This window comes from Paracidovorax anthurii, assembly GCF_003269065.1.
Taxonomy (GTDB): Bacteria; Pseudomonadota; Gammaproteobacteria; order Burkholderiales; family Burkholderiaceae_C; genus Paracidovorax; species Paracidovorax anthurii.
Map to the genome: position 1 here is coordinate 81,648 of NZ_QLTA01000001.1, position 26,213 is coordinate 107,860.

27 protein-coding genes are annotated in these 26,213 nt (G+C 71.5%); 9 read left to right on the forward strand and 18 right to left on the reverse strand.

The features are described 5' to 3' along the window. Nucleotides 1-28: 28 nt before the first annotated feature. The 7 genes from AX018_RS00395 to radA form a co-directional block, all read right to left on the reverse strand. Nucleotides 29-1,003, reverse strand: a complete 975-nt coding sequence (locus AX018_RS00395; RefSeq protein WP_111875280.1) for a glycosyltransferase — start codon at nt 1,001-1,003, stop codon at nt 29-31. 33 nt (nt 1,004-1,036) lie between these two features. Beyond that, nucleotides 1,037-2,335, reverse strand: a complete 1,299-nt coding sequence (locus AX018_RS00400; RefSeq protein WP_111875281.1) for an O-antigen ligase family protein — start codon at nt 2,333-2,335, stop codon at nt 1,037-1,039. After that, on the reverse strand, nt 2,335-3,141 hold the full coding sequence (locus AX018_RS00405) for a glycosyltransferase family 2 protein (protein ID WP_111875282.1): 807 nt from the start codon (nt 3,139-3,141) through the stop codon (nt 2,335-2,337). Before AX018_RS00405 ends, AX018_RS00400 begins: the two co-directional genes overlap by 1 nt. A gap of 127 nt (nt 3,142-3,268) precedes the next feature. Beyond that, nucleotides 3,269-3,475, reverse strand: coding sequence for a zinc-finger domain-containing protein (locus AX018_RS00410; protein ID WP_111875283.1), 207 nt, complete (start codon nt 3,473-3,475; stop codon nt 3,269-3,271). Nucleotides 3,476-3,510: 35 nt separating this feature from the next. Then, nucleotides 3,511-4,449 (reverse strand): branched-chain amino acid transaminase, encoded by a 939-nt coding sequence (locus AX018_RS00415; protein ID WP_111875284.1) that lies wholly within the window; start codon nt 4,447-4,449, stop codon nt 3,511-3,513. Between the two features lie 53 nt (nt 4,450-4,502). Continuing rightward, nucleotides 4,503-4,964, reverse strand: coding sequence for a glycerate kinase (locus tag AX018_RS00420; RefSeq protein WP_111875285.1), 462 nt, complete (start codon nt 4,962-4,964; stop codon nt 4,503-4,505). Between the two features lie 230 nt (nt 4,965-5,194). Beyond that, entirely contained in the window at nt 5,195-6,574 is a 1,380-nt protein-coding gene (gene radA, locus AX018_RS00425; RefSeq protein WP_111875286.1) for a DNA repair protein RadA, read from the reverse strand. A gap of 227 nt (nt 6,575-6,801) precedes the next feature. Here radA and AX018_RS00430 point away from each other — a divergent pair, with 227 nt between their 5' ends. The 3 genes from AX018_RS00430 to AX018_RS00440 all read left to right on the forward strand — a co-directional run bounded on the left by AX018_RS00430 (nt 6,802) and on the right by AX018_RS00440 (nt 8,946). Beyond that, the gene (locus tag AX018_RS00430; protein ID WP_111875287.1) at nt 6,802-7,104 is read left to right on the forward strand and encodes a hypothetical protein; all 303 of its coding nucleotides are present in this window, start codon (nt 6,802-6,804) and stop codon (nt 7,102-7,104) included. Between the two features lie 131 nt (nt 7,105-7,235). After that, complete coding sequence (locus tag AX018_RS00435) at nt 7,236-8,213, forward strand: 2-dehydropantoate 2-reductase (RefSeq protein WP_111875288.1); 978 nt, start codon at nt 7,236-7,238, stop codon at nt 8,211-8,213. A gap of 106 nt (nt 8,214-8,319) precedes the next feature. Continuing rightward, the gene (locus tag AX018_RS00440) at nt 8,320-8,946 is read left to right on the forward strand and encodes a glutathione S-transferase family protein (protein WP_111875289.1); all 627 of its coding nucleotides are present in this window, start codon (nt 8,320-8,322) and stop codon (nt 8,944-8,946) included. A gap of 123 nt (nt 8,947-9,069) precedes the next feature. Here AX018_RS00440 and AX018_RS00445 read toward each other — a convergent pair whose 3' ends face one another. The 3 genes from AX018_RS00445 to alr all read right to left on the reverse strand — a co-directional run bounded on the left by AX018_RS00445 (nt 9,070) and on the right by alr (nt 12,773). Next, entirely contained in the window at nt 9,070-10,650 is a 1,581-nt protein-coding gene (locus AX018_RS00445) for an ABC transporter substrate-binding protein (RefSeq protein ID WP_111875290.1), read from the reverse strand. Between the two features lie 156 nt (nt 10,651-10,806). Continuing rightward, nucleotides 10,807-11,667: a hypothetical protein gene (locus AX018_RS00450; protein ID WP_111875291.1), complete on the reverse strand. Its 861-nt coding sequence runs from the start codon at nt 11,665-11,667 to the stop codon at nt 10,807-10,809. Beyond that, nucleotides 11,667-12,773 (reverse strand): alanine racemase, encoded by a 1,107-nt coding sequence (gene alr, locus AX018_RS00455; RefSeq protein ID WP_111875292.1) that lies wholly within the window; start codon nt 12,771-12,773, stop codon nt 11,667-11,669. Before alr ends, AX018_RS00450 begins: the two co-directional genes overlap by 1 nt. Nucleotides 12,774-12,912: 139 nt before the next feature. Here alr and lplT point away from each other — a divergent pair, with 139 nt between their 5' ends. The 5 genes from lplT to AX018_RS00480 all read left to right on the forward strand — a co-directional run bounded on the left by lplT (nt 12,913) and on the right by AX018_RS00480 (nt 17,754). Further along, entirely contained in the window at nt 12,913-14,193 is a 1,281-nt protein-coding gene (lplT, locus tag AX018_RS00460) for a lysophospholipid transporter LplT (protein WP_111875293.1), read from the forward strand. A gap of 81 nt (nt 14,194-14,274) precedes the next feature. After that, on the forward strand, nt 14,275-15,150 hold the full coding sequence (locus AX018_RS00465) for a DMT family transporter (protein WP_111875294.1): 876 nt from the start codon (nt 14,275-14,277) through the stop codon (nt 15,148-15,150). 97 nt (nt 15,151-15,247) lie between these two features. Further along, a complete protein-coding gene (locus AX018_RS00470; protein ID WP_111875295.1) occupies nt 15,248-16,243 on the forward strand; it encodes a tripartite tricarboxylate transporter substrate binding protein in 996 nt (331 codons plus the stop codon). Between the two features lie 22 nt (nt 16,244-16,265). After that, nucleotides 16,266-17,126: an isocitrate lyase/PEP mutase family protein gene (locus AX018_RS00475; RefSeq protein ID WP_111875407.1), complete on the forward strand. Its 861-nt coding sequence runs from the start codon at nt 16,266-16,268 to the stop codon at nt 17,124-17,126. A 133-nt stretch (nt 17,127-17,259) separates the two neighbouring features. Continuing rightward, a complete protein-coding gene (locus AX018_RS00480) occupies nt 17,260-17,754 on the forward strand; it encodes a glutathione peroxidase (RefSeq protein WP_111875296.1) in 495 nt (164 codons plus the stop codon). A 22-nt stretch (nt 17,755-17,776) separates the two neighbouring features. Here the strand turns inward: AX018_RS00480 and AX018_RS00485 are convergent, their stop codons facing one another. Then, entirely contained in the window at nt 17,777-18,250 is a 474-nt protein-coding gene (locus AX018_RS00485) for a hypothetical protein (RefSeq protein WP_111875297.1), read from the reverse strand. A gap of 14 nt (nt 18,251-18,264) precedes the next feature. Next, on the reverse strand, nt 18,265-18,981 hold the full coding sequence (locus tag AX018_RS00490; protein ID WP_111875298.1) for a hypothetical protein: 717 nt from the start codon (nt 18,979-18,981) through the stop codon (nt 18,265-18,267). A 254-nt stretch (nt 18,982-19,235) separates the two neighbouring features. Between AX018_RS00490 and AX018_RS00495 the strand changes: the two genes are divergently transcribed. Then, nucleotides 19,236-20,852 carry a hypothetical protein gene (locus tag AX018_RS00495; RefSeq protein WP_111875299.1) on the forward strand — a complete coding sequence of 539 codons (1,617 nt, stop codon included), beginning with the start codon at nt 19,236-19,238 and terminating at the stop codon, nt 20,850-20,852. Here AX018_RS00495 and AX018_RS00500 read toward each other — a convergent pair. The 6 genes from AX018_RS00500 to AX018_RS00525 form a co-directional block, all read right to left on the reverse strand. Then, a complete protein-coding gene (locus AX018_RS00500; RefSeq protein ID WP_111875300.1) occupies nt 20,810-21,544 on the reverse strand; it encodes a helix-turn-helix transcriptional regulator in 735 nt (244 codons plus the stop codon). The two genes, AX018_RS00495 and AX018_RS00500, sit on opposite strands and share 43 nt — an antisense overlap. Before the next feature lie 97 nt (nt 21,545-21,641). After that, complete coding sequence (locus AX018_RS00505; protein WP_111875301.1) at nt 21,642-22,043, reverse strand: VOC family protein; 402 nt, start codon at nt 22,041-22,043, stop codon at nt 21,642-21,644. 97 nt (nt 22,044-22,140) lie between these two features. Continuing rightward, on the reverse strand, nt 22,141-23,040 hold the full coding sequence (locus AX018_RS00510) for a ProQ/FINO family protein (protein ID WP_111875302.1): 900 nt from the start codon (nt 23,038-23,040) through the stop codon (nt 22,141-22,143). Between the two features lie 196 nt (nt 23,041-23,236). After that, nucleotides 23,237-24,055, reverse strand: a complete 819-nt coding sequence (locus AX018_RS00515) for an alpha/beta fold hydrolase (RefSeq protein WP_211322338.1) — start codon at nt 24,053-24,055, stop codon at nt 23,237-23,239. Further along, nucleotides 24,052-24,843 (reverse strand): TSUP family transporter, encoded by a 792-nt coding sequence (locus tag AX018_RS00520; protein ID WP_111875304.1) that lies wholly within the window; start codon nt 24,841-24,843, stop codon nt 24,052-24,054. The genes AX018_RS00515 and AX018_RS00520 overlap by 4 nt, the downstream gene beginning before the upstream one ends. 177 nt (nt 24,844-25,020) lie before the next feature. After that, the gene (locus AX018_RS00525) at nt 25,021-26,100 is read right to left on the reverse strand and encodes a hypothetical protein (RefSeq protein ID WP_111875305.1); all 1,080 of its coding nucleotides are present in this window, start codon (nt 26,098-26,100) and stop codon (nt 25,021-25,023) included. Between the last annotated feature and the right edge of the window lie 113 nt (nt 26,101-26,213).

A 26,213-nucleotide genomic window follows, 5' to 3' on the forward strand; every position in this document is an offset into this window, starting at 1 on the left:
CAGCCCCTACCGGAGCCCCGGGCGAATGTCACTGGCTCCAGGGCAGCGAGCGCGCCTCGCCCTGGATGACCGGCGCCTGGGCGTTGATCGTCTCGCCGGCCAGCACGCGCTCGTACATGCGCAGGTAGTCGCGCGCCATGCGCTCGGCGCCGAAGTGGCGCACCACGTGGTCGTGACAGGCGCGCGGATCGAAGCGGTTGGCGCGCACGGCCTCGGCAAGCGCCGGGGCGTTGTCGGCCAGCACGCCGCAGTCGCCGGGCACCAGCTCGGGCAGCGCGCCGTAGGGCGTGGAGAACACGGGGCAGCCGAAGTACAGGCTCTCGATCACGGCCAGGCCGAAGGGCTCGTGCCAGCGCACCGGGAAGATGAGCCCGCGCGAGGCGCCCAGCAGATCGGTCTTCTGCGTGCCGCCCACCATGCCGAAGAAATGGATGCGGCGCGAGAGCGTCCAGCGAAAGCCCCGGCGGAAGTTGATGCGGTCGCCGCCCAGCACGTCCAGCTCCACGCCCGCGAGCTTGGCCACGCGGATCGCGCCGCTCACGTTCTTCACGCGCCACGCGGCCTTGCCCAGGAAGTGGTAGTGGCTGCGCGGCCGCGCGAAATCGACGCCGCCGTAGCTCTCCCACAGCAGGCCGTTGTGCACGTATTCGGTGGAGCCGTAGCGCTGCGCGTGGTCGCGCGAGAGGAACACCGTGTTGCGCGGCAGCGGTTTGGGCTTGCGCGCGTTGCCGTGCTCGGTCACCAGGTAGGGCTTGGCGATCTCGGCGCGCGGGTTGAACTGGAAGTGGGTGATGTCCACGTCGTCCGGGATCTGCGGCTCCCAGGGCGCATCGGGGCGGATCGGCAGCACGCGGCCGAAGTCGCAGGTGGAGCCCTCGGGCACGAGGTAGCTCACGCGGTGGCCCAGGCGCACGAGCGTCTGGCCCAGATCCCAGATGACGCGCTCGGTGCCGCCGTAGCCATAGACCGGGATGGGGGAGTTGTTGACGAGCAGGACGTGCATGGCGGAAGGCCCTCGGAAGGGAAACGGGTTCGATCAGGCGGGACGGCGCTCGCGGCCCTGCAGGATGGCCAGCAGCACCATGTTCATGAACAGGTAGAACATGGTGCCGCTGTTGTGGCCCAGGAACACCTGCGTGACGCCGAAGCCCATGTAGGAAAGCGGCACCAGCACGCCCATCATGCGCAGGCACAGGGCCTCGCTGTCGGCCGGCCCGGCGGCCGCGCAGCCCACGCGGCGGCGCGTGGGCCAGAAAAGGGCCAGCGGCACGCCGTAGAACAGCAGCAGCACGCCCACGCCCATGAGCCCGCGCTTGGCGAAGATGTCCAGCACCTCGTTGTGCGCATGGCTGAAGTTCAGCAGGTACGGATGGGCCAGCCCGGCCTCCACGCGGCGCCGCTTCTCGACCTCGTAGCCGTAGCGGCCCCACCCGAGCAGCGGCCGGTCCATGCCCATCTGCCAGGCGAGCTTCCAGTGCGCGAGCCGCTGCCCCACCGAGTTCTCGGCCTCGCCGCTGGCCTCGAACTGGGTGACTTCCTCCTGGGCCTTGGTGACGCGGGTGCGCACCTCGTCGGCCTTGAGTGCCATGAGCACGCCCGCGCCCGCGATCACCAGCGCCGCGCCCGCCAGCGCCACGCGGCGCCGGCCGCAGCGGGCCTGCAGCCACACGCACACCGGCAGGGCGATCGGCAGCACGACCCAGCTCCCGCGCGACTCCGACAGCAGCGCGCCTTCCACGCCCAGCAGCACGGCGGCGATCCAGGCCGCGCGCTGCCAGGGCTTCCAGCGCTCCCACAGCGCGACCAGCGCCACCGAGGCCATGAGCGCCAGCAGCAGGCTGATGCCGCCGTACTGGATGGGGTTGGTGAAACCCGACGCGCGCGGGAAGTACGGGCCGGGGGACAGGAACCAGCCGTGCGCGGCGGGCAGCGTCTGGTGGATGCCGATCAGCCCCGCGCCCGCCGCGCCCACGCCCACGCCGCCGATCAGCCACGCGGCACGCGGCGGATAGGCCAGCACGTAGAACAGGCAGGGCAGCGCGAGCAGGTACTTCACGGGCCGGTCGAGCGTGCCGATGCCGATGGCGGCATTGAAGTCCAGGCCCCACACCGCGCCCATGAGCGCCATGGAGGCGAAGAGCCACCACGCCTGCCGGCCCGGCGGCCGGCGCAGCCACGTGGCGGCCGTGGCCAGGCTGGCCAGCAGCAGCAGGGCCGCGCCCCAGGAATAGCCCGAGCGCACCCAGAGGGCGATGCCCGGCACCATGAACGCGGCGGCGCACGAAAGCCGTGTGAAGAACTCCGCGCGCGGCGGAGACAGCGGGGAAGCGGCCATCAGCGGCGAACGCTCTCGGTCAAACGGGCCCGATCGTATTCGAGCGCGGCATAGCGGAAGAACGCCTCCAGCGCGACGAACAGGCAGTAGAGGAAGCCCGCGCCGCCGCACAGGAAGCCCAGGCGCAGCACGTAGAGCCGCACGAACATGCTCGACCCCGAGGCGAGGCCGCGCAGCACGCCGCCGCGCTTGCCCAGCGACGCGCGCTTGGCGGCGCCGAGCATGGCGTACTGCGTGAGCTTCTCCAGGCTGCCGCGCACCGTCTCGCGCGAGTGGTGCAGCAGCGGTTCGCGCATCACGTGGCGCGGGGCCTCGGGCTCGGTGAGCACGGCCTCCTCGTGCACCACGCCGATGTACTCGCGCAGCATGTCGCGGCGAAAGAGCCGCTCGATGGCCGAGGTGGTGCGCAGGTGGCGCAGCTCGTGGCCGAAGGCCACCATGCGCCAGCGGATCTTCCACACGGCCCGCGCATTCGACGCGACGATGGCCTGCAGCTCCTCGCGGAACCCGGGCGTCATCACCTCGTCGGCATCGAGGAAGAAGACGTAGTCGCCCGTGGCGTGCGCCAGCAGGCGGTTGCGCTGCACGGCGAAGCCCTGCCAGTCGGGATGGACGTGCACCTCGGCGCCCAGGCGCCGGGCCTCGGCCACGGTGTCGTCGGTGCTGCCGCTGTCCACCACGACGATCTGGTCGGCGAAAGCGGCGCTTTCCAGGCAGGCGGCGATGCGGTGGCCTTCGTTGAGGGTGAGCACCGCCACCGTGAGGGTGGGGCGCGGCGCGGCGTCGCCGCTGCGGTCAGCCGGCATCGGAGGAATCGTCATACCCATGGGCAATCGAAGCAGGAAGTGGATGCGAGGCCCGGACTGTGCTGTCTGCGGGCCACGGCGAAGGCAACGCCGTGGTAGCTTGGATTGCGAGTGGTATCAACCAGGATCAGTGGCCGGCGTGGACGTGCTCGCCCGCCTTCAGGCGGTACACGGTGCCGCAATACGGGCACTTGGCCTCGCCCGTGTGGGCCACGTCCAGATACACCTTGGGGTGGGTGTTCCAGAGCTTCATGTCGGCCTTGGGGCTGGGGCAGAAGACGCCGCCCTGCGGATTCAGGTCCTTGGCGAGCAGTTCGATGGGGGCTTGCGGCATGGTGGGGGCTTCGCTGGTGGAAAGGGAGAAGGGGGTCAGACCGGGGTCAGCCAGTGGGCGTACTTCGGGTTGCGGCCGTTCACGATGTCGAAGAACGCGCCCTGGATCTTCTCGGTGACGGGGCCGCGGCCGCCCGCACCGATGGCGAGGCGGTCCAGCTCGCGGATGGGCGTGACCTCGGCCGCGGTGCCGGTGAAGAACGCCTCGTCGGCGATGTACACCTCGTCGCGCGTGATGCGCTTTTGCACGAGCTCGATCCCGAGGTCCTGGCAGATGTGGAAGATCGTGTTGCGCGTGATGCCGTTGAGCGCGCCGGCCGAGAGGTCGGGCGTATAGACCACGCCGTTCTTGACCACGAAGACGTTCTCGCCCGCGCCCTCGGAGACGAAGCCGGAGGCATCGAGCAGCAGGGCCTCGTCGTAGCCGTCGTCCACGGCCTCCATGTTGGCCAGGATCGAATTGGTGTAGTTGCTCACCGCCTTGGCCTGCGTCATGGTGATGTTGACGTGGTGGCGCGTGTAGCTGCTGGTCTTCACGCGGATGCCGCGCTGCAGGCCTTCCTCGCCCAGATAGGCGCCCCAGGCCCAGGCGGCCACCATCAGGTGGATGGGGTTGCCCTTGGGGCTGACGCCCAGCTTCTGCGAGCCGATCCAGGTGAGCGGGCGCAGGTAGCACGAGGCGAGCCCGTTGTCGCGCACCACGGCCCGCTGGGCCTCGTTCACCTCGTCCTGGGTGAAGGGGATGCGCATGCGCAGGATCTTGGCGCTGTTGAAGAGCCGCTCGGTGTGTTCCTGCAGGCGGAAGATCGCCGGGCCCCGGGGCGTCTCGTAGGCCCGCACCCCCTCGAAGGCGCCGCAGCCGTAGTGCAGGCTGTGGGTGAGCACGTGGACCTTGGCGTCGCGCCATTCCACCATCCGGCCATCCATCCAGATCTTGCCGTCGCGGTCGGCTATCGAGGGAACTACGGGGCTCATGGAAATCCTTTTCGGGGCCTCGGCCACCGGGTGCGGCCGCAAAACCCGCGATTTTACGAGCCTGCGGGGCTCGCGCCCGGGGGAAGGGCCCCGGCATCGCCCGGCGCCCCGCCGGAGCCCTCGTCCTGCGCGGGCCGCACCAGTTCCCACGACACGAGTCGGCCGCCCCGGAATTCGCAGGTCACGTGCGAGCCCGTGCCGTCGGTCCAGCGGTAGCGCTCGGGCTCCTCGCCCTCGGCCGACAGCACCTGCCCGAGCGCGCGGGTCATCGCCACCACGTGCATCAGGTTCACGCCCTCGCGCAGCTTGGCGTTGAGCATCACGGCGCTGCCCACGTGGCCGATGGGCCGGTCGGCGGCCTTGCGCATCACGTTCATGAGCCGCGTGAAATGCAGCAGCGCCCACATGAGCAGCCCGCCGCCGACGGCGAAGATGCCCTGCCAGCCGTAGACGCGGTGCGCCGTGAAGAGCAGCAGGACGATGAGGACGGGAATGAAGAAGCGGCGCAGATTCATGCGCCCGATTGTCGTCGGGCGGCGGCACGGGCCGGCTGTGGATCGTGCGTACCGGCGTGTCCGCACCCACGGCTGTCATGATCCGCGAGGCATGCAACCGGCGCTGCGCCACCCATCCGAAGGCCGCGGAGCAGGCCATGCCCGCGGACGCTCTGGATCTGGCTCGGCCAGGCCACCGGCGCCTTCCCCCCTGGGGGAAGGCGCCGCAGGCGGCTCAGGGGGCCTCCACTTCAGCCCATGCCCCGCACCACGTCCATGGCCTCCTCCACGCGCTCCACGGCATGGATCTCCAGGCCCTCGATCGGCTTCTTCGGCGCGTTGGCCTTGGGCACCACGGCCATGGTGAAGCCCAGCTTGGCGGCCTCCTTCAGGCGCTCCTGCCCGCGCGGCGCGGGGCGCACCTCGCCGGCCAGGCCCACCTCGCCGAAGGCGATGAAGCCCTTGGGAAGCGGCTTGCCGCGCAGGCTGCTGGTGATGGCCAGCATCACCGCCAGGTCGGCCGCGGGCTCGCTGATGCGCACGCCGCCCACGGCGTTCACGAACACGTCCTGGTCCATGCAGGCCACGCCCGCGTGGCGGTGCAGCACGGCCAGCAGCATGGCGAGGCGGTCGCGCTCCAGGCCCACCGAGAGGCGGCGCGGGCTGGGGCCGCCCTCGTCCACCAGCGCCTGGATCTCCACCAGCATCGGCCGCGTGCCCTCCAGCGTGACCAGCACGCACGAGCCCGGCACCGGCTCGCTGTGCTGCGAGAGGAAGATCGCGCTCGGGTTGGCCACGCCCTTGAGGCCCTTCTCGGTCATGGCGAACACGCCGATCTCGTTGACGGCGCCGAAGCGGTTCTTGATGGCCCGCACGAGGCGGAAGCTCGAATGCGTGTCGCCCTCGAAATACAGCACCGTGTCCACCATGTGCTCCAGCACGCGCGGGCCGGCGAGCGCGCCCTCCTTGGTGACGTGGCCCACCAGCACCATGGCCACGCCGGTGGACTTGGCCGCGCGCGTGAGGTGCGCAGCGCACTCGCGCACCTGCGCCACCGAGCCCGGCGCGCTCGTGAGCTGGTCCGAATACACGGTCTGGATGGAGTCGATCACCGCCACGGCGGGCTGCGTGGCCTCCACGGTGGCGAGGATCTTTTCGAGCTGGATCTCCGCCAGCACGTTCACCTGGCTGTGGTCCAGCCCCAGCCGGCGCGAGCGCAGCGCCACCTGCGCGCCGCTCTCCTCGCCCGTCACGTAGAGCGTGGGCAGGCCCGCGCGCTGCAGCGCATCCAGCGCCTGCAGCAGCAGCGTGGACTTGCCGATGCCCGGGTCGCCGCCGATGAGCACCACGCCGCCCTCCACGATGCCACCGCCGAGCACGCGGTCGAGTTCCTCGATGCCGCTGGGCGTGCGCGCCACGTCCGCCGCCTCGATGGCCGCGAGCGGCGTGACGGCCTGCGCCTGCGCGAGCCCGGCGTATTGCGGCGTGCTCAGGCGGTTCTTGCCCGGGCCGGCTTCGGGCACCGATTCCACCAGCGTGTTCCAGGCCCCGCAGGCGGGGCATTTGCCGAGCCAGCGCGGGCTGGTGCCCCCGCATTCGGAGCAGGTGAAAACGGTCTTGTCCTTGGCCATGGGTGGGAGAGCGGGTTCGTTGAGCGGAGGGGCGCGGACGGTGCGGGCAGCGCCGGCGGCGCGGCGCGCATGCGCGGGGGCCGGATTTTCCGGCGCGGCGGGCCGCCCGGCGGGCGAGCGGTAAGCAAATGCGTCGTCGGTCCTATCCTACTCCGCGGCCGCCGCGCGCTTCCTAGGATGGGCACCCCTGCGGCATCGTGCCGCGCCCCTTGAACGGAGAACAATCCATGTCCGAGAACACCGCAGCCCCCGCTTCCACCCTGGCTTCCCGCCGCTGGATGGTGGCCGCGCCGATCGCGCTGGCGTCGGTGCTGGCCCTTTCCGCCTGCGACCGCAACAAGGAGAGCAACGTGAACACCGCGCCCTCCAGCAGCCCGGCCCCGGCCCCGGCGACGGCGCCTGCCCCGGCCGGCAGCGGCGCGGTCACCATGCCCCCGTCCTCGGGTGGCGCCACCTTCGGCGGCACGGCCACGCGGCCGTCCCCGCCGCCCACGCCGGCCGCCTCCGACGCCGCCAGCGCGGCACGCTGACCGCGCCCTTGCCGGGCGGCCCCGCCGCCCGCGCGTGACAATAGCCCTCCCCGGCCCCGCGCGCCCCTGCGGCGCATGCGCGGGGCCTTTCTTCGTGCGCGCGAGCGGTCAGGCAAAGGAGGCAAGAGGCGATGAGAGTTGCGATCTATGGCGCGGGCGCCATCGGCGGATGGCTGGGCATGGCGCTGGCGCGCGCGGGCGCGCAGGTGTCCTTCGTGGCGCGCGGCGCCACGCTGCGGGCGCTGCGCGAGGACGGCCTGCGCTGCGTGCGGCCGGACGGCACGCAGGAAAGCGCCCGCGTGGCCGCCGCGGACGACCCCGCCGCGCTCGGCGCGCAGGACGCCGTGGTGCTGGCCGTGAAGGCCCCGGCCCTGCCCGACGTGGCCGCGCGCATCGGCCCGCTGATCGGGCCCGGCACCGCCGTGCTCACCGCCATGAACGGCGTGCCCTGGTGGTTCCTGGAAGGTTGCGAGGGCCCCGCGCGCGGGCAGGCCCTGCGCGCGGTGGACCCGGACGGCGCCCTGGCGCGCGCCATCCCCTCGGCCCGGGTGGTCGGCGGCGTGGTGCATGCCAGTTGCTCGCTCGACGCGCCCGGCGTGGTGCGGCAGCACTTCGGCAACCGGCTCATCCTGGGCGAGGCCGGCGGCGCGCCCACGCCCCGCGTGCGCGGCCTGGCCGACACCCTGGCGCGCGGCGGCATCGAGGTGGAGGTGTCCGAGCGCATCCAGCAGGACATCTGGTTCAAGCTCTGGGGCAACCTCACCATGAACCCCATCAGCGCGCTCACCGGCGCCACCACCGACCGCATCCTGGACGACGACCTCGTGCTCACCTTCGTCTCCGACGTGATGCGCGAGGCCAAGGCCATCGGAGAGCGCCTGGGCCTGCCCATCGACCAGCAACCGCAGGACCGCCACGCCGTCACCCGCAAGCTGGGCGCGTTCAAGACCTCGATGCTGCAGGACGTGGAGGCCGGCAAGCCGCTGGAGATCGACGCGCTGGTGGGCGCGGTGCACGAGCTCGGGCGCCTCACGCACACGCCCACGCCCGCCACCGATGCGCTGTTCGGCCTCGCGCGGCTGATGGGCCGCACGCGCGGGCTGTACTGAGCGGCCCGGCGGCCATCCCGTGCACACTATTAAAACAGTAGCAAAGAGCCCAATGGAAACGCCGACATCCGGCCTTCAACACCCTTTCAACCCGCCAAAGGACACCATGACCTCCTCCCAGCCCGCACTCACGCTCCACTACGCCCGGGGCACCTGCGCCCTCGCGGTGCGCATCGCCCTGGAAGAGGCCGGCGCGGACTACACGCTCGCGCGGCTGGACCTGCCGGCCGGGCAGCAGCGCTCGCCCGAATACCTCGCCATCAATCCCAAGGGCCGCGTGCCCGCGCTCGCGACCGAGACCGGCGTGCTCACCGAGACGCCCGCGCTGCTGGCCTACGTGGCCCAGCGCTTCGCGCAGGCGCGGCTCGCGCCCGTGGCGCCGCACGCCTTCGCGCGCATGCAGGAGTTCCACAGCTACCTCGCCTCCACGGTGCACGTGGCCCATGCGCACGGACGGCGCGGGGCCCGCTGGGCGGACGAGCCCGAGGCCATCGCCGCCCTGCAGCGCAAGGTGGGCCCCAACATGGTGGAGTGCTTCGAGCTCATCGAGCAGCACTACCTGCAGGGCCCCTGGGTGCTGGGCGAGGACTATTCGGTGAGCGACGGCTACCTGTTCACCGTGGGCGGCTGGCTGCAGAGCGACGGCGTGGACATCGCGCGCTTCCCGAAGGTGCACGCGCACCACCAGCGCGTGGCCGCGCGGCCGGCGGTGCAGCGCGCGATGATGGACTGACCTTCACACCCCCGTGGGCGCCGGTGGCCGGGCCGGGCCCGCTCCACGGCGCCCGCCGGCGTGGCCTGCTGCGCGGCCGTCGGGCGGGTGGGGCCGTGGCCGCTCCCGCGCCAGGGCCGGCGATCAGTTCACCTTGAGCGCGCGCCAGTCGATGCGGTTGTCGGCGCGGTGCGGCAGGTTCACCTTCTGCGTGGCGGCCCAGGGGATGATCTGGTTGTAGAGCGGGATGTGCGAGATCAGCTCGTGGTCCTTGAGCAGCGCCTGCTCGATGAGGCCGTTGCGCGTGGCGGTGTCGGTCTCTTTCTTGATGCGCTCGATCAGCGCGTCCTGCTGCGGATCGGAGAAGCGGCCCAGGTTGAAGTTGCCGTCGCCGCCCGCGCCCGGCGAGCGCACCAGCGACTGCAGCGTGTAGAAGGCGTCGAAGGTCGGCACGCCCCAACCCAGCAGGTAGATGCTGGCCTCGTTGCGCTGGATCATCGGGAAATACGTGGTGAACGGCTGGGTGCGCAGCTTGGCGCGCACGCCCACCTTCGCCCACTGCGCGGTGATCGCCTGGCACAGGGCCTCGTCGCTGGGGTAGCGGCCGGCGCTGCAGGCGAAATCGACATCGAAGCCCTGCGCGTAGCCGGCCTCGGCCAGCAGCTTCTGCGCGGCGGCGGGGTCGTAGGGCCAGCGCGCGTCGGCTTTCTGCGTCCAGCCGTTCACCTGCCGCGCGATGAGCGCACCCGTGGGCTGCCCGAGGCCGCGCAGCGTGACGCGCTGGATGGTGTTGATGTCGATGGCCTGGTAGAGCGCGCGGCGCACGCGCAGGTCTTTCAGCGGGTTCCTGCCCTTCACGTTCGAGCCGGGCAGCTCTTCGCGGAACTGGTCCAGGCCCAGGAACAGCGTGCGGTTCTCGGGCCCTTCCAGCACCTGGAAGCCCGGGGTCTGGCGCACGCGGGCGATGTCCTGCGGGCTGGGGTCGAGCACGAAGTCCACCTCGCCCGAGAGCAGCGCCGCCGTGCGCGTGGCGTCGGACTTGATGGGGGTGTAGACCACGTCGGTCACATTGCCCGGGAACTGGCCCCGGCCCCACCAGTGCGGGTTGGCGGCCAGCACGATGCGCTGGTCGGGCGTCCACGACTTGAGCGCCAGGGGGCCCGTGCCCAGCGCGTTGCGGTGGGTGTAGGGCTCGTCGCTGGTCTTGATGTCCTTGGGGGTCGTGGCGTTGTGCTTCTCGGCCCAGGGCTTGCTCATGATGCGCAGCTCGGTGAGCTGGTTCACCAGCACGGGGTTGGGCACGTCCGAGAAGATGTCGATGGTCTTCGCATCCACCACTTCCACGCGGTCCACGCCCTGGGCATACACGGCGAAGTTGGAGGTCTTGGCCCGCGCGCGCTCCAGCGAGAACTTCACGTCCTCGGCCGTCAGCGGCGAGCCGTCGCTGAACTTCACGCCCTGGCGCAGCGTGACGCGCAGCTGCGTGGGGCTCACGCGCTTCCAGGCGGTGGCCAGCTGCGGCTCGGGCTTGAAGGTCTTGCTGTTGTATTCGACCAGGGTCTCGTACACGGCCGAATGCAGCACGTTGTTGGGCCCCACGTTGTGGGCATGCACGTCCCAGGTGGTGATGTCGGCCGAGCGGGCGAAGCGAAAGGTGGCGGCCTGGGCGGCCAGGGGCAGCGCGGCAGCGATCGCGGCGGCCAGGAGGGTGCGGGAAAGTCGCATGGTGGTCTCGGGTCTTGCGGACAACGGAAGGCGCTGCCGGGGCAGCGAAACCACCACTATGCCAAGCGGCCCGGGCGGGGCGAACGACTTTGTGGTTGTAACGATATGCGCGCGGTTGCGAAGATTGGCGCGCGGGCGCGGGACACCGCCCCGGCTTCACGCAGCCGCGCGCAGCATGCGCACCGCCTCGGGCAGCGACTGCGCCTCGGGCAAGAAGCGGTCGATCGTGGCGCCCAGCACGACGGCGCACAGCAGCGCACCCAGCAGGGGTTTCCAGGTCAGGCGCACGGCGGCCGCGAGCCAGCCGGCGCGCTCCACGCCCATGGCGGCGCGCGCCGTGGCGACCGAGAACGCCAGCTCCACCGCCACGGCCAGCAGCACGTCGAAGCCGAAGTACAGCAGCGCGAGCGCCCCGGCGCCGAAGAGCACGGCCGCGCCGATCAGGAAGATCGCCACCACGGGCACGACCACCACCGCGCCTTCGTCCGCGCCCGCCGCCGCATCGAGCGCGCCGCTCGCCATGTCGCCCAGGGCATCGCCGAAATGCCCGTCGGCCCCGCCCCCGGCGAAGTCCCCGCCGCCGGACCGTGGCAACGGCATGCGCCCGCCCGTGCCGCGCACCGCGCGTGCGGCGAGGTCGCCGGCGTCGTAGATCAGCTCCGCCGCGTCCAGGACATCCGCGTCGGCCCCGTCGCCATCGCGGCGCTGTGCGCCGCGCGCGGACGGCTGCACCAGCCGCGCCGCCCAGAGGCGCAGCACCAGCAGGTACGCCGCATAGCCGGCCCCGAGCGTGACGAGGTAGCGCACGGCGAGCGAATCCACGCCCAGCACCATCTGCGTGTGCGAGACCGCCCACATGAAGGCCATCATGAAGGCGCCGATGCACCAGCCATGCAGTTGCAGGCGATGGCGCTGGCGCAGGGACTGCTCCAGCGCGCGGTCGGGCGCCTGCACGCGGCGCCAGCTGGAGCCCCTGCCGGGCGGTCTCTGGCCGGGCCGGGCCTTGCCGTCCCCCATCAGTCCACCACCACCGGCACGCGCGGGGCCAGGGCGCACATCAGCTCGTAGCCCACGGTGCCGGCCGCGTGGGCCACCTCGTCGATGGGCAGCACGGCACCGCCCGCCGCGCGGCCCCAGAGCGTGGCCTCGCTGCCCACGCCCGCGTCCACCCCGGCCGCGCGCAGCGGCGCGAGATCGACGGTGACCATGTCCATGCTCACGCGGCCCACGGTGCGCGTGCGCACGCCGTTCACCAGCACCGGTGTGCCAGTGGGAGCGTGGCGCGGGTAGCCGTCGGCATAGCCGCAGGCGACCACGCCGATGTCCATCGGCGCGTCGGCGGTGAAGGAGGAGCCGTAGCCCACCGTGTCGCCGGCCTGCAGCCGCTGCGTGCCGATGATGCGCGCCGAGAGCGTCATGGCGGGCGCGAGGCCCCAGTGCGCGGCCGTGTGCTCGGGGAAGTCGGCCGCGCTGCCGTAGAGCACGATGCCCGCGCGCGCCCAGTCGCCGCGCACGCGCGCATCGCCGGCATGGCGCAGGGTGGCGGCGCTGTTGCACACCGTGCGCTCGCCCGGCAGGTCCTGCGTGGCGGTGGCGAAGGCCTCGACCTGGTGCGCGATGCCGCGCGGGCCGTCGGCGTCGCTGAAGTGGGTCATGAACGAGATCTCGTCCACCTGCGGCAGCGCATTGAGCCGCGCCCAGGCGGCCCGGTAGCGCCCGGGCGGAAAGCCCAGGCGGTTCATGCCCGAGTTCATCTTGAGGAAGACGCGGTGCGGCACGTGCGTCTTGTGGGCCGAGAGCCAGTCGATCTGCGCGTCGCAGTGCACCGTGTGCCAGAGCGACAGGCGCGAGCACAGCTCCAGGTCGCGCGGCTCGAACACCCCCTCCAGCAGCAGGATCGGGCCGCGCCAGCCGAGCTGGCGCACGCGCTCGGCCTCGGCCAGGTCCAGCAGCGCGAAGCCGTCCGCCGCCCGCAGGCCCTCGTAGGCGCGCTCGATGCCGTGCCCGTAGGCATTGGCCTTGACCACCGCCCACACCCGCGCATCGGGCACGGCCGCGCGGGCGCGGGCCAGGTTTTGCTGCAGTGCAGCAGTGTGGATGGTGGCTTGGATGGGACGCGGCATGGTGGCGGGACTGCGGGGCGGAAGGGGGGAATTCTGGCATCGGACCCCAGGAAGCGCGTGATATAACCGCCAGTCACTTGCAGCGGGTTCCGAGATTTAACAGGGCATCAGTTCCGCTGATGCACCCACCAGCCATTCGATGAAGCGCGGTTTCTATACGATCATGTCGGCGCAGTTTTGCAGCTCGCTGGCCGACAACGCACTCTTCGTCGCAGCCGTCGAACTGCTGCGCACCAGCGGTTCCCCGGAATGGCAGCGCGCCGCCCTGGTGCCGATGTTCGCCCTGTTCTATGTCGTGCTCGCGCCCTTCGTGGGCGCGTTCGCCGACGCGCTGCCCAAGGGCAAGGTCATGTTCGTGAGCAACGCGATCAAGGTCGCGGGCTGCCTCATGATGCTCTTCGGCTCGCACCCGCTCATCGCCTACGCCGTGGTGGGGCTGGGGGCGGCGGCCTATTCGCCGGCCAAGTACGGCATCCTCACCGAACTGCTGCCCGCCTCGCAGCTCGTGAAGGCCAATGGCTGGATCGAGGGGCTCACGATCGCCTCCATCATCCTGGGGGTGCTGCTGGGCGGCCAGCTCGTCGGGCCGACCCTCTCGGGGCTGCTGCTGTCGGTGGACCTGCCCGTGTTCGACACCGGCGTGGACACCGCGGCCGAGGCGGCCATCGCCGCGCTCATCGGCATCTACCTTGCCGCCGCGTGGTTCAACACGCGCATCCCGCACACCGGCGTGGAGATGCGCCCCATGCCGAGCAACCCGCTCGCGCTGCTGCCCGACTTCTGGGCCTGCAACAACCGGCTGTGGCGCGACAAGCTGGGGCAGATCTCCCTGTCCACCACCACCCTCTTCTGGGGCGCGGGCGGCAACCTCAAGTTCATCGTGCTGGCCTGGGCCGCGGCGGCCCTCTCCTACAACACCACGCAGGCCTCGGCCCTCACGGGCGTGGTGGCCATCGGCACGGCCGTGGGCGCGGTGGTGGCCTCCATGCGCATGCGGCTGGACATGGCCACCCGCGTCATCCCGCTGGGCATCGCCATGGGCGTGCTGCTGATCCTGATGGTGTTCATCAAGAGCATCTGGATCGCCATCCCCTTCCTGATCCTGCTGGGCGGGCTGGGCGGGTTCCTCGTCGTGCCCATGAACGCGCTGCTGCAGCACCGGGGCCACAACCTCATGGGCGCGGGCCGCTCCATCGCCGTGCAGAACTTCAACGAGCAGGCCGCCATCCTGGGCCTGGGCGCGTTCTACAGCCTCTCGCTCAAGCTGGGGCTGTCGGTGTTCGGCGCCATCACGGTCTTCGGGCTGGTGGTGGCCGGCGTGATGTGGGCCATCCGGCGCTGGCATTTCCACAACTGCGCGCGCTACCCCGACGAGGTGGAGCACCTGCTGCACATCGCCCGGCACGACCACCACCACTGAGCCTGCCGCCGCCACGGCCGCAAGCTATTCTTTTAATAGCAAAGAATCCAGCAGGCACAGCGACATGGGCCCGGTTTCACCATGACATCGCCGCTGCCCGTCCTCGCCCTGCTGTTCAACGCCTTCGTCTGGGGTCTGGCCTGGTGGCCGTTCCGCGTGATGCACGGCGCGGGGCTGCACCCGCTGTGGGCCACGGCGGTGATGTACGCGCTGGTGCTGGCCGCGCTGCTGGCGCTGCGCCCGGGCCTCTGGGCGCAGGTGCGCGCGCACCCGCAGCTCTGGCTGCTGGCCCTGAGCTCGGGCCTGAACAACGTGGCCTTCAACTGGGCGGTGACGGTGGGCGACGTGGTGCGCGTGATCCTGCTCTTCTACCTGATGCCCGCCTGGGCGGTGCTGCTGGCCTGGAAGATCCTGGGCGAACGGCCCACGCCCCAGGCGATCGGGCGGCTGGCGCTCGCCTTCGCGGGCGTGGCGCTGGTGCTGTGGCCCGAGGGCGCCTCGGCGCAGCGCCTGCTGCGCGATCTCTCGCTGGCCGACGGGCTGGCGCTGCTGGGCGGCTTCATGTTCGCGCTGACCAACGTCACCCTGCGGCGCCTGCACGCCGTGCCGGGGCAGGCGCGCATGTTCGCGATGTTCGGCGGCTGCATGCTGATGGCGCTGGCGGCGGGCGCCGTCGGCCTGCGGGCGGGGGTGGTGGAGCCCTTCCCCGCGCCCGATGCCGCCTGGGTCGTGACGGCGCTGCTGCTCGCGGGCGTGCTGATGCTGGGCAACTGGGCGCTGCAGTATGGCGCGGCCCGCCTCGCGGCCGGCACCACGGCGGTGGTGATGCTCTCGGAGGTGGTGTTCGCCAGCGTGTCCTCGGTGCTGCTCGCGGCCGCCACGCCGCAGCCGCGCACGCTGCTGGGCGGCGCGCTGATCGTGCTGGCGGCGCTGCTGGCCTCGCTGCGGCGGCGCTGAAGGCGCGTGGCGCTGTCGCCTCCGCGACATCCATCCGGCGTGCCATCATCGCGCGGGCGGCCCGCAACCGCACCCCCACAAAATCCAAGGAGACGACATGACCCCCATCCATCGGCGCGCGGCGCTCGCCCGCACGGCCGCGGCCCTGCTGGGCGCGGCCGCACTTTCGGCGGCACCGGCCGCGCAGGCGCAGCCGCCGGCCTGGCCCGCCAAGAGCATCCGCTTCGTCGTGCCGTTCTCGGCCGGTGGCGCCAACGACCTCATGGCCCGCGCCGCGGCCGAGGGCGCCGGCAAGGCGCTCGGCCAGCCGGTCATCATCGACAACCGCCCCGGTGCGGGCGGCACGCTGGGCGCGGACATCGTGGCCAAGAGCGCGCCCGACGGCTACACCTTCCTCGTCAGCGCGGCCGGCGTGATCTCCAACAGCATGATCAAGAAGAGCATGCCGTTCAAGGACGACGACCTCGTGCCCGTGGCCATGATCGGGCTCGCGCCCTCGGTGATCGTGGTGCCCAAGTCGGCGCCCTACCAGAACCTGCGCGACTTCGTGGAGGCCTCCAGGAAGGGCAGCGGCTTCAACTTCGCCACCGCCGGCACGGGCAGCACGCCGCACTTCGTGGCCGAGATGCTGAACGTGAAGTACGGCGCCAAGCTGCAGCCCGTGCCCTACAAGAGCGGCTCGGAGAGCACCACGGCCGTGCTCGGCGGGCAGGTGGAGGGCACGTCGGAGGCCAGCATCATCGCGCTGCCGCACATCCTGCGCGACGGCAAGTTCAAGCCGCTGGCCACCACCTGGACGCGCCGCATCTCGGCCTATCCGCAGCTCCCCACCGCCGTGGAGCAGGGCTTCGCCGACCTGCAGATCGCGCACTGGGCGGGCGTGCACGCGCCGCGCGGCACGCCGCCCGAGATCCTCGACAAGGTGGCCGCCGCCGTGGACAAGGCCATGCGCGACCCCGCCACCGCCACCAAGCTCAAGGGCATGGGCATCGAGCCCGTGGGCGGCACGCGCGCCGAGTTCGTGCAGTTCACCGACGCCGAGCGCAAGCGCCTGGGCGAGATCGTGAAGGCCGCCCGCATGCAGGAAGATTGATCGGATCGGAACCCCCATGACCATGAACACCAGGCAGCAACTGCGCGCGCTGGCCGAGGCCCGGCGCGGCACCCTCGTGCCCGGCGCCTTCAACGCCCTCTCGGCCCGCATCGCCGCCGACCTGGGCTTCCAGGCCCTCTACATCACCGGCGCCGGCGTCACCAACATGGCCTTCGGCCTGCCCGACCAGGCCTTCATGGGCCTCAGCGACATCGCCGACCACACCGCCCGCATCCGCGATGCCGTCGAGCTGCCCCTCATCGTGGATGCCGACACCGGCTTCGGCAACGCCCTCAACACCTACCACGCCGTGCGCACCCTGGAGCGCGCCGGCGCCGACTGCATCCAGCTCGAAGACCAGGTGAGCCCCAAGCGCTGCGGCCACTTCAGCGGCAAGGACGTCATCCCCACCCAGGAGATGCTCGGCAAGATCCGCGCGGCCTGCGATGCCCGGCGCGACGCCGACCTGCTCATCCTGGCCCGCACCGACGCCGCCGCCGTGCACGGCTTCGAGGCCGCCGTCGAGCGCGCCCAGGCCTTCTCCGAGGCCGGCGCCGACATCCTCTTCGTCGAGGCCGTCACCACCGCCCAGGACGTGCGCGCCCTGCCCACCCGGCTGGCCAAGCCCCAGCTCATGAACATGGTGATCGGCGGCAAGACTCCCATCGCCGGCGCGGAGGAACTGGCCGGCCTGGGCTACGGCCTCGTGCTCTACGCCAACGCCGCCCTGCAGGGCGCCGTGGCCGGCATGCAGAAGGCCCTGACCCACCTGCGCGACCACCGCCGCATCGACGAGGACCCGGCCCTCGTCGCGCCCTTCGCCGAGCGCCAGCGGCTCGTGGGCAAGCCCTTCTGGGACGACCTGGACCGCCGCTACGAATAGACAGGAGCGGGTTCACGCACTCGGGGCGCTCCGGATGCCCATCCCCGGCCTGGCTGGCGACAATGGGGCCCCCGCAGTGGCGAGGTCCCCCTGACCGCGCAGGCGATGCGGGGCTTTCCGGAGGATGCCCGCCATGACCCGCGCCCATGACTTCGACGCCCTGCAGATGGACGGCCAGACCGTGCCGCTGCGCCAGTACGAGGGCCGCGTGCTGCTCATCGTCAACACCGCGAGCGCCTGCGGTTTCACGCCCCAGTTCGCGGGGCTGGAAGCGTTGCACCAGCGCTATGCCGGGCAGGGGCTGGTGGTGCTCGGCTTCCCGTGCAACCAGTTCGGCCGCCAGGACCCGGGCACGCACGAGGAGATCGCCGCCTTCTGCCAGCGCAACTACGGTGTCAGCTTTCCGATGATGGCCAAGATCGACGTGAACGGCGCCGACGCGGCGCCGCTCTATCGCTGGCTCACGGCCGAGGCGCCCGGCCTGCTGGGCACCAAGGCCATCAAGTGGAACTTCACCAAGTTCCTCGTGGGCCGCGACGGACAGGTGGTCCGCCGCTATGCGCCCACCGACAAGCCCGAATCGCTCGCCCAGGACATCGAGGCCGCGCTCGCGCAGCCGGCGCCCTGAGCGCCCCCGGGCCGCGCGTCAATCAGTCGGCCGGCTCGCGCTGCGGCCGGCCGGAGATCTCGAAGTGCCGCGAGAAGCCCAGCGGCCGCGACACGCCGCGCGCCTCGGGCAGCAGCGGCACGCGCAGGCGCGGGCGGGGCAGCACGCGCAGGCGCCAGTCGGTACCGCCGATGAAGCGGAAACGCACCGTGTCGGTCCCCTCCACGCCCAGCAGCAGGAAGCTGCCGGTGGAGTACATGCCGCCGATGGTGGCGGTGTCGAGCAGGTCGAACGTGTCGCTGTAGAGGTGGATGCCCAGGAATTCCTCGCCGGGCACGTCGTCGGTCGTGAAGAGCAGGTAGCCGCCACCGCAGTGGAAAGCGGCCTCCAGCAGCGCCGCATCCACGGTGCGGCCCACGGGGCGGCTGGCCACCAGGATCTCGCTGCGGGGCCGCTGCCGTCCGCTGGCTTCCTGTACGAGGTGGAGGGAGAGTTCTTCGGCGGAGAGCACATCCATGGCGCGGCGCTCTCTCACCAGAGCAGGTCGGCGCCGAAGGCGGCGAGCGCGCCACCCACGAAGGCCCCCACGGCCACGCACACCGGCGCGCCGGGCCCGCAGGCCAGCCCCGCGAGCGCACCGCCCGCGATCCCGCCGCCGATGCCCGCGCCGGCCACCGCCACCTCCTTGCCGGCCGCGGCCACCTTGTCCTCGGCCGTGGCCACGTTGTAGACCGACAGCGCCACGGACAGCACGATGAGCCCCCGCCCGGCGCGCGAGAGGCCGCGCATGGCCTGCGTCACGCGCGGATTGGACTTGCCGGCGGACTTGACGATCTCGCCATACACCGCGTTCTGCTGCGCGGCCGTGAGCCGGTCGAACCGCGCGCCCGGCCCGTGCATCTGCTGCGCCTTGCGCGCGACGAGTTCGTTGAGCGTCTTGCCCTCGGCCTTGAGCTGCTGGGCCATTGCCAGGCCGAACGGCGTGCTGCGCCCCCGGATCACCTCCATGATGACGTTGCGCGCCTCCTGCGCCTGCTGAGCGGCCTGCGGCCAGGTGATGCGCCCGGACAGGGCCTGGGCGCGCAGCTCGTTGGCCATGGCCTCGATCTGGCGGGTGTAGGCCAGCCGGGCATTCGAGTCGATGGCCATGTAGGCGCCGGCATTGGCCATCTCGACCTTGAGCAGCCAGATGGCCGACTCGAACGCGGAACGGTCCTTGTCGGAAGGGTTGTCGGGGGCTGTGGCCATATCTCCTCTCCTCTTTTCTTTGCAACGGCGCCGTTCTGCGGCGGACGACTCCGGCCGCGCTGCGCCTGTCCGGCGACCGTACCAGCGGTGCCCGCATCCGTTCCGCAACCGCCGGTCAAAGAAGTGTCTTTTGGTATCCATGCCATGCGCATCACAAGCCCCTCCACGGGAGGGTTGCCAGCGGCGGCCCTGTGCGGTCTAGTTGCGCCTCGATCGAACAACCCACAATGACTTCACACGGGAGAGCGCCACCGATGGCAACGATTTTCACGATTTCCACCACACCGCAAGGACCGTGCCATGCGGCCCGGGCCGTGCTCTGCGCCCTCGCGGCGGCGGCCGCGCCGGTGTTCGCCCAGACCTCGGCCACCCCGGGCGCCGAGCCCGAGCCCGGCATGTGGGCCTTCGATGGCGAACTGAACGGCCAGCCCGGCCGCAGCCTGCAGATCGACACCCAGCAGGGCCAGGGCATGATCGTGTCCTACCTGGGCTACCGGACCGACGGCTCCGCGCTCTTCCTGCAGGCGAGCGGCTTCCGCGCGGCCGGCAGCACCGCGTTCACGGGCGATCTGCAGGAGTTCCGCAACGGCCCCGTGATCGGTGGCCGCACCGGCAACGGCGAGGCGGCGGGCAGCGCGGGCACGGTCCGGCTCACCTTCGACACGCCCACCTCCGGCACCGTGACGCTGCCGGGCGACGCGCCCCGGCGCATCTCGCGCTTCACCTACCAGGCGCTGTGGTCCGAGCCGTTCAGCAACAGGTTCACCCTCAAGGCCTATTCCACCACCCTGATCCCGGCACCCGTCGCGACCCATGAGATCCGGCTCGCCCAGGGCAGCTTCCGCATGAGCCAGCTCTCCACCACCGACGGGCGGCTGTGCACCTACTCCGGCCCCTACCAGACCCGGGGCAACGGGATCGAATCCGAGGGCACGAAGGTCTGCACCGATGCAGCCGGCACGCAGCAGCGCAGCACCTACCGCGCCGAGCGGTTCGGCATCGACGGCAACGGCCTCTTCGCCGGAACGCTGCGCTCCGACGGCCGCGATGTCTTCTTCATGGGCCCGTGCCTGGCGGGCGCCGTCATGCTCGGCAGCCCCGACACCTGCGCCACGGGCTCGCGCAGCGACGTCGCGGTGCAGCCGGGCATGTGGGGCTTCGACGACGAGCAGGACGGCCGGCCGGGCCGCAGCCTGCAGATCGACGCCCAGCAGGGCAGCCGCGCGATGATCGTGTCCTACCTGGGATACCGCGCCAACGGCTCCGCGCTGTTCCTGCAGGGCAGCACGCCGAACCGCGCCTCGCCGACGCGCTACACCGTCACCCTGAAAGAGTTCCGCAACGGCCCCGCGATCGGCAGGCCGGCCACGGCCGGCGAAGAGGCCGCCACCGTGGGCGAGGCCCAGCTGGACTTCGACAGCCCCACCACCGGCACGGTCACGCTGCCCGGCGAGGCGCCGCGCCGCATCTCGCGCTTCCGGTACGAGGACCACAGCGTGCGCTTCGACAAGGCCTACAGCGCGCAGGTGTACCCGCTCTGGCAGACCGGGGGCGTCGAGACCCTGATCGACATCGTCGCGCGCGACAACGTGTTCCGCATGGACACCACGGCCTACGGCCCCGGCAACTTCTGCCAGTACCGGGGCACCTACCGCCTGGCCGGCGACGGACTGGCCTCGGAGGGCACGCGCACCTGCACCGTGGGCAGCGGCGCCACGACCGCCACCCGCTACCGCATCGAGCAGTTCACGGTGGACCGCGACGGCCTGCTGCGCGGCACCCTGCGCGAGGCCGATGGCGTGTACCTGGTGATGGGCGGCTGCGCGAACTACACCCTCTGCACCCGCGCAGAGCTGGAACGGCCCCGCTGAACGGGCTCCGGGTGCCGGCCCCGGACCTGCCGCATCAGGTCCGCGAGCGTGCGCCCGGGCTCCGGCGCGAAGCGCTCGCCGAGCACCTCCAGCGCCGCGATGCGGTCGATGCGGAAACCCCGGAAATCCGCGCGCAGCTCGCACCAGGCGGCCACGGTCCAGACCTTGCCCCAGAAGAAGCAGCCCAGCGGCCGGATGCGCCGCACGCTCGCGCGGCCCTGTTCATCGGCGTAGTCGATGCACGCGATGCGGCGCGCATGCACCGCTTCGCGCAGCGGTGCGAGCAGCGCCTGGGTGCGCTCGTCCATGCCGGGGCCAGGCGCGTAGAGTGCCTGCGATTCGGCAGCCACCCGGGCCGAGGGTGGCAGCGCCGACAGGATCTTGCCGAGCGCGCCCTCCACCTGCAGGGCCAGCGCAGGATCGAGCCACGCCTGCGCGAGCCGCGCGGCCACCACGAGCGCGTCGGCCTCGCCCTGGCTGAACATGAGCGGCGGCAGCTCGAACCCCGCGCCCAGCCGGTAGCCCACGCCGGCCTCGCCCTCGATGGGCACGCCCTGGCGCTGCAGGTCGGCCACGTCGCGGTAGACGGTGCGCACCGACACCTCCAGCCGCGCGGCCAGGAATTCGGCGGTGGAAAGCCGCCGGCCCCGGATGAGCTGGATGATCTGGAACAGGCGGTCGGCACGGCGCATGGGCGGGCAGAGGAATCCGATCGAAAACCGGCGGATGTCGCCGGTTTTTCTCGATAGTTAGCTATGTTTTCGATAGCAATCGGCCACCGTGGCCGATTCAGCGCGCGGAGGCATGCAGGCCGATGGTATTGCCCTCGGTGTCGCGCAGGTGGGCGATGAAGCCGATGCCGTGCGGCAGTTCGATGCAGGCGTCGATCACCTCCCCGCCCGCCGCGGCGACGCGGCCCATGGCGGCATCCAGGCCGGGCATGCAATCGAGGTAGATGCGCACGCCGCCGTCGCCGGCCGCGCGGCGCGCGGGCCCCGCCGCCAGGCAGCCGCCGGTGTTCGGATCGCCGTACGCGAAGACGGCCATCGGGTCGCCGCCGAAATCCTCGCGGCGCATGGGGCGGCCCAGCACGCGCTCATAGAAGGCCTGCGCGCGGCCGAGGTCGGCGCACGGGATCTCGAACCAGTTGATGACGCGTGCGGCGGTGGCGGGGGATGGGTTATGGGTCATGGAAGGCTCCTGGGTTGCGAAGGACTCCATGGTGCGGGGCCCCTGCTGACAGCGTGGTGTCAGCAGGGTGCGCCGGGCGGACGGCCGCCGCCGCGCATCAGGCGGACGGCGTGGCGCCGCGGTCCACGGCCTCGCTGCCGGCCTCCACGGCCAACTCCGCTGCGGCATCGGCCGCCGGCGCCTGGGCGCGGGCCTCGGCGGCGCGGCGCAACTGGCGCGCACGCTGCAGCGAACGCTCCACCGCCCGCGCGTCCATGCCGTACATGTCGGCGAACGGCGCCACGTCGGCGCTGCCGCTGGCCTCGAAGGCGCGCAGCAGGGCCTCGGCCTTCGCATCGCGCTCGGCGACTTCCGCCAGCGCCTCGTCCAGCAGCGCATTGGCCTGCTCGTCGCGGCCGCGCACAAGCGCGTCGTAGCCGGCACGGTCCAGGCCCGAGGCCTCGAACGCCTGCGCGATGCGGCGGCGCAGCTTGGCCACGGGGTCCTCGCCCTCGCGCGGCTTGCGGCGGCGGAACACCTCCAGCAGCGCGTGGTGCACGTGCTCGGGCGCCATGGCCTCGACGGGCCGGCCCTGCAGATCGTGGCGCGGGCGGCCCTCGGCCACCACCTGCAGGTAGCGCGTGGAGCGCGTGTGGATGCCCAGCGCCACCTTGAGCGCGTCGCGCTCGAACACGCCGGCATGCGCGTCCAGCAGGTCCTGGAAGATGCCGCGCTTGAGGGGCAGGAACTGCGCGCCGAAGAGCCGCGGATACAGCGCCGCGAGCTGTTCGAGCGCCGGGTGGGTGCGGCGCCCGCCTCCCGTCGGCGCGGCCGGCTCGCCGGGCGCGCCCGCGGGGGCCGCGCCGCCTTCCGCGCCCTTGCGCCGGTTGCGGCCGCCACGGCGGGCCGGGCGGCGTTCGGCCGCGGGCGTGGGGGCGGCGGCAGCCGCCTCGCCAGGGGCGCTGGCCACGGGGGCCTCTGGGGCCTCGGAATCGGATGCGTTCACGGTATCGTTCATGGCAGAAAGGGAAGGCCCTGGAGCACGGTCGGGCCGCCGGCCTGCGCGGCCCGGGCGGCGATCGGAAAACCCGCCATCATGCCAGCCTCCGCGCGCGGGCGGCCCGGGAGGGCACGCGCCCCGGCGGCGCGGCGGCGTGGGCGGGTCGGGAATGCATGCGGTGGGCCATCGGGAAGCGCACGGGGGCAAAGGCCCATCACGCCAGGAAGTCCAGGACCTCGCGGCCCAGCGCGTCCACGCGCGCGGCATCTTCCCGCAGCCACCGCGACACCGCGTGGTCGCAGCCGGGCAGCAGGATCTTGCGCAGGCGCGAGGGGGCCATGGCGCCCTCGATGGCGTCCACCACCTCGCGGGGGATCACGCTGCTGCGCGGCGCGCCCGCCAGGACCACCGTGCCCGCGGAGCGGCCGGCCGGCTGGCCGTGGTCCGCGGCGCGCAGGCCGTCGTATGCGCCCATCACCAGCAGCAGCTCGCCGGCGTAGCGCTCCAGGAAGCGCAGCGAGGTCGAATCCAGGAAACCGAACGGGCGCGAGATGGCCGCCGTGAACTCCGGCCCGAACGGGCGGGCATGGGCCGCCTCGGGGTAGACGGCCGGGCAGATCAGGATCAGCTTGCGGACCGATGCCTCGTGGCGCTCGGCGAGCTTGAGCGCCAGCGCGCCGCCCAGGCTCTGGCCCAGCACCACCGGCGGGGGAAGCGCCGACGCCGCGTGGAAGCGTTCGGCCTCCTGCAGGTTGCGCGCCAGCGACGTGGCGTGCAGCGGCACCGGGGACGACGGGCCGTGGCCCGACAGGTTGAAGCTCAGGCTCCCGACGCCCTGCCCCTGCAGCCAGAACAGCAGGGGATTGAGCCGCGTGTAGTCCGAGCGCGCGCCGTGGATGGCGAACACCGGGCCCGCGGCCGCCGAGTCTTCCTCGCGGCCCCGCAGGACCCGGCCTTCCAGGCGGTAGCCGCCGAAGTCCTCCGAGAAATAGCCCGCCGGGCCCGGCGGGGATTCGGCGAAGGCGGGGTTCACGGCAGCCACAGCGCGCCGGCGATGGCCTCGCGCAGGGGGTTGCCCGGGGAGCTGAGCAGCTTGGCGGCCAGGACGCAGCACACCACCACGATCATCGGCTTCACGAGCTTCGGGCCCACCTTCACCGCGCAGCGCGCGCCCAGCTGGGCGCCGGCGAACGAGGCGCAGGCCATCGCGATCGCGAGCGGCCAGAGGATGGCGCCCTTGGTGATGAACACCAGCAGCGAGCCGATGTTGCACGAGGCGTTGCCGAGCTTGGTGAAGCTCACCGCCCGCATCGTTCCCAGGCCGCAGAGCAGCACGAAGGCCACCATGAAGAAGGACCCCACGCCCGGCCCGAACACGCCGTCGTAGAACCCCAGCAGCGGCGCCACCGTCATCGAGAAAAGGAAGATGGAGATCCGGGCCTTGCGGGCCCCGTTGTCCAGCCGGGGAGCCAGGATGAAGTACGCGGCCACCAGGATCAGCAGCACGGGCACGCTGGCCTCCAGCCAGCGCTTGTTGAAGAAGCTGACCAGCAGCGCGCCGCACATGCCGCCGCCCATCGCGAAGGGAATGAGGTACTTGCCCTCGCTCCATTCGATCAGCCCCTTGCGGGCGAAGGTGGCGGTCGCGGAGATGGTGGCGGATGCCGCCTGGAACTTGTTGGTGGCGATGGCGCTGACGGGCTCCACGCCCGCCAGGAACAGGGCCGGCAGCGTGATGAGCCCGCCGCCGCCCGCGATCGCATCGAAAAAGCCGGCGAAGAAGGCCACCGCCGCCAGCGCCGCAATCGTCTCGATATCCATGGTCTGTCAAAAAATAAAAGCTGCCGCGGCGCCTGGGCCGCGGCAGCATGGGGAGGAAAAGATCCGCTCCGGGTTACGGGGTTGCCATCAAAGAGCGCACAAGGCGCGAAGCCGCAGACAGTGCGACAGCACGGAAAAGCGAAGCAACGCGGTGATCCTTTTGATGGCGGAACCGTATCAGCCCTGGACGATCAGCGGCGATTCATTCAGCGTGACGGCCCGGGCCACATTCGAGTAGCCGAAGACCCGCGCCAGCAGGCGCCGGTTGTCCTTCACGACGTCGCGGCAGTGCAGCGCCCGGGTGTTGTTGATGACGATCGTCGATTCCTGCGACAGCGCGTACTGGAACGGACGGGCATCGGCCACCGCCTGGAAGAAGGCCGCGAAGGCCTGCTTGACCAGGGGGGAGGCCGCCTCGTCCACCGTGAAGCGGTAGGAATTGAAGCGGGCCGCGAATCCCACGCGCGCATCGAAGTCGAGGATCGACACGCCGCGGCCGTCCTCGCCCTGGCCGGCGTTGAACGAATCGCTGCGGCTGAAGTTGAAGCTGGGCGACGTGAGGCACAGGGTGTTCGTCGCGCCGATGCGCTCCAGGATCTCGGGCAGGGGGATGACCGAGGTCGGCTCCTGGCCGGGATTCCACAGGGCCGTGAGGATCAGCGCCGAGGGCGCCGGGGAATGGCCGTCGCGGTCTTCCACCGCGCACCAGTACGGCGCCTCGGTGTGCGGGCCCAGCGAGAGGCCCGAGTGCGAGCTCAGCTCCACCGTGCCGGTTTCGTGGGCCAGCTTCTCCTGGCCGCCGCCCTTGAAGTTGCCGACCAGGCGCACGAGCTTGCCGGCGTTGTCGATGTCGTAGGCGAAGGCACGGTGCTCGACCGCCTTCAGCAGGATCTGGCTGCGCGCGCCCAGCCGCAGGATGGCGGGGTCGCCCTCCAGCATTTCCGGAGCGGGCAGGGACGGCGGCAGGGGCCGGTCGTCCACGGCGGCCAGGCCCTCGAAGATCAGCGCCGACATGCCGCCGTGGGCATAGTGGTCCGCGATCCGCTGCTGCCCGGCACTGAAGGTGGAGCGCAGTTCGGTGGCCGCGTGCGCGGCCATGGTGCGCGCCTGGGGCGACTGAATGCCGCCGATCGCGGCGATGTCCGCCGCGAGGCGGTCCAGCAGGGTGGCCTGCTGGGGAGACAACCGGAGCGTGTCGATTTCCTGGACGGAAGAGGAGAAAGACTGTTGTTCTTGATTCTCGACAACCAAACTCATTTTTATAGATACCCTCATAAAAAAACCCGCATCCAGCGGGCCCGGGCAATCTATCATCAATTATTTGAATGGCAATATGCCATTTAATAAACAAAAGTTATCCGAAACATAAT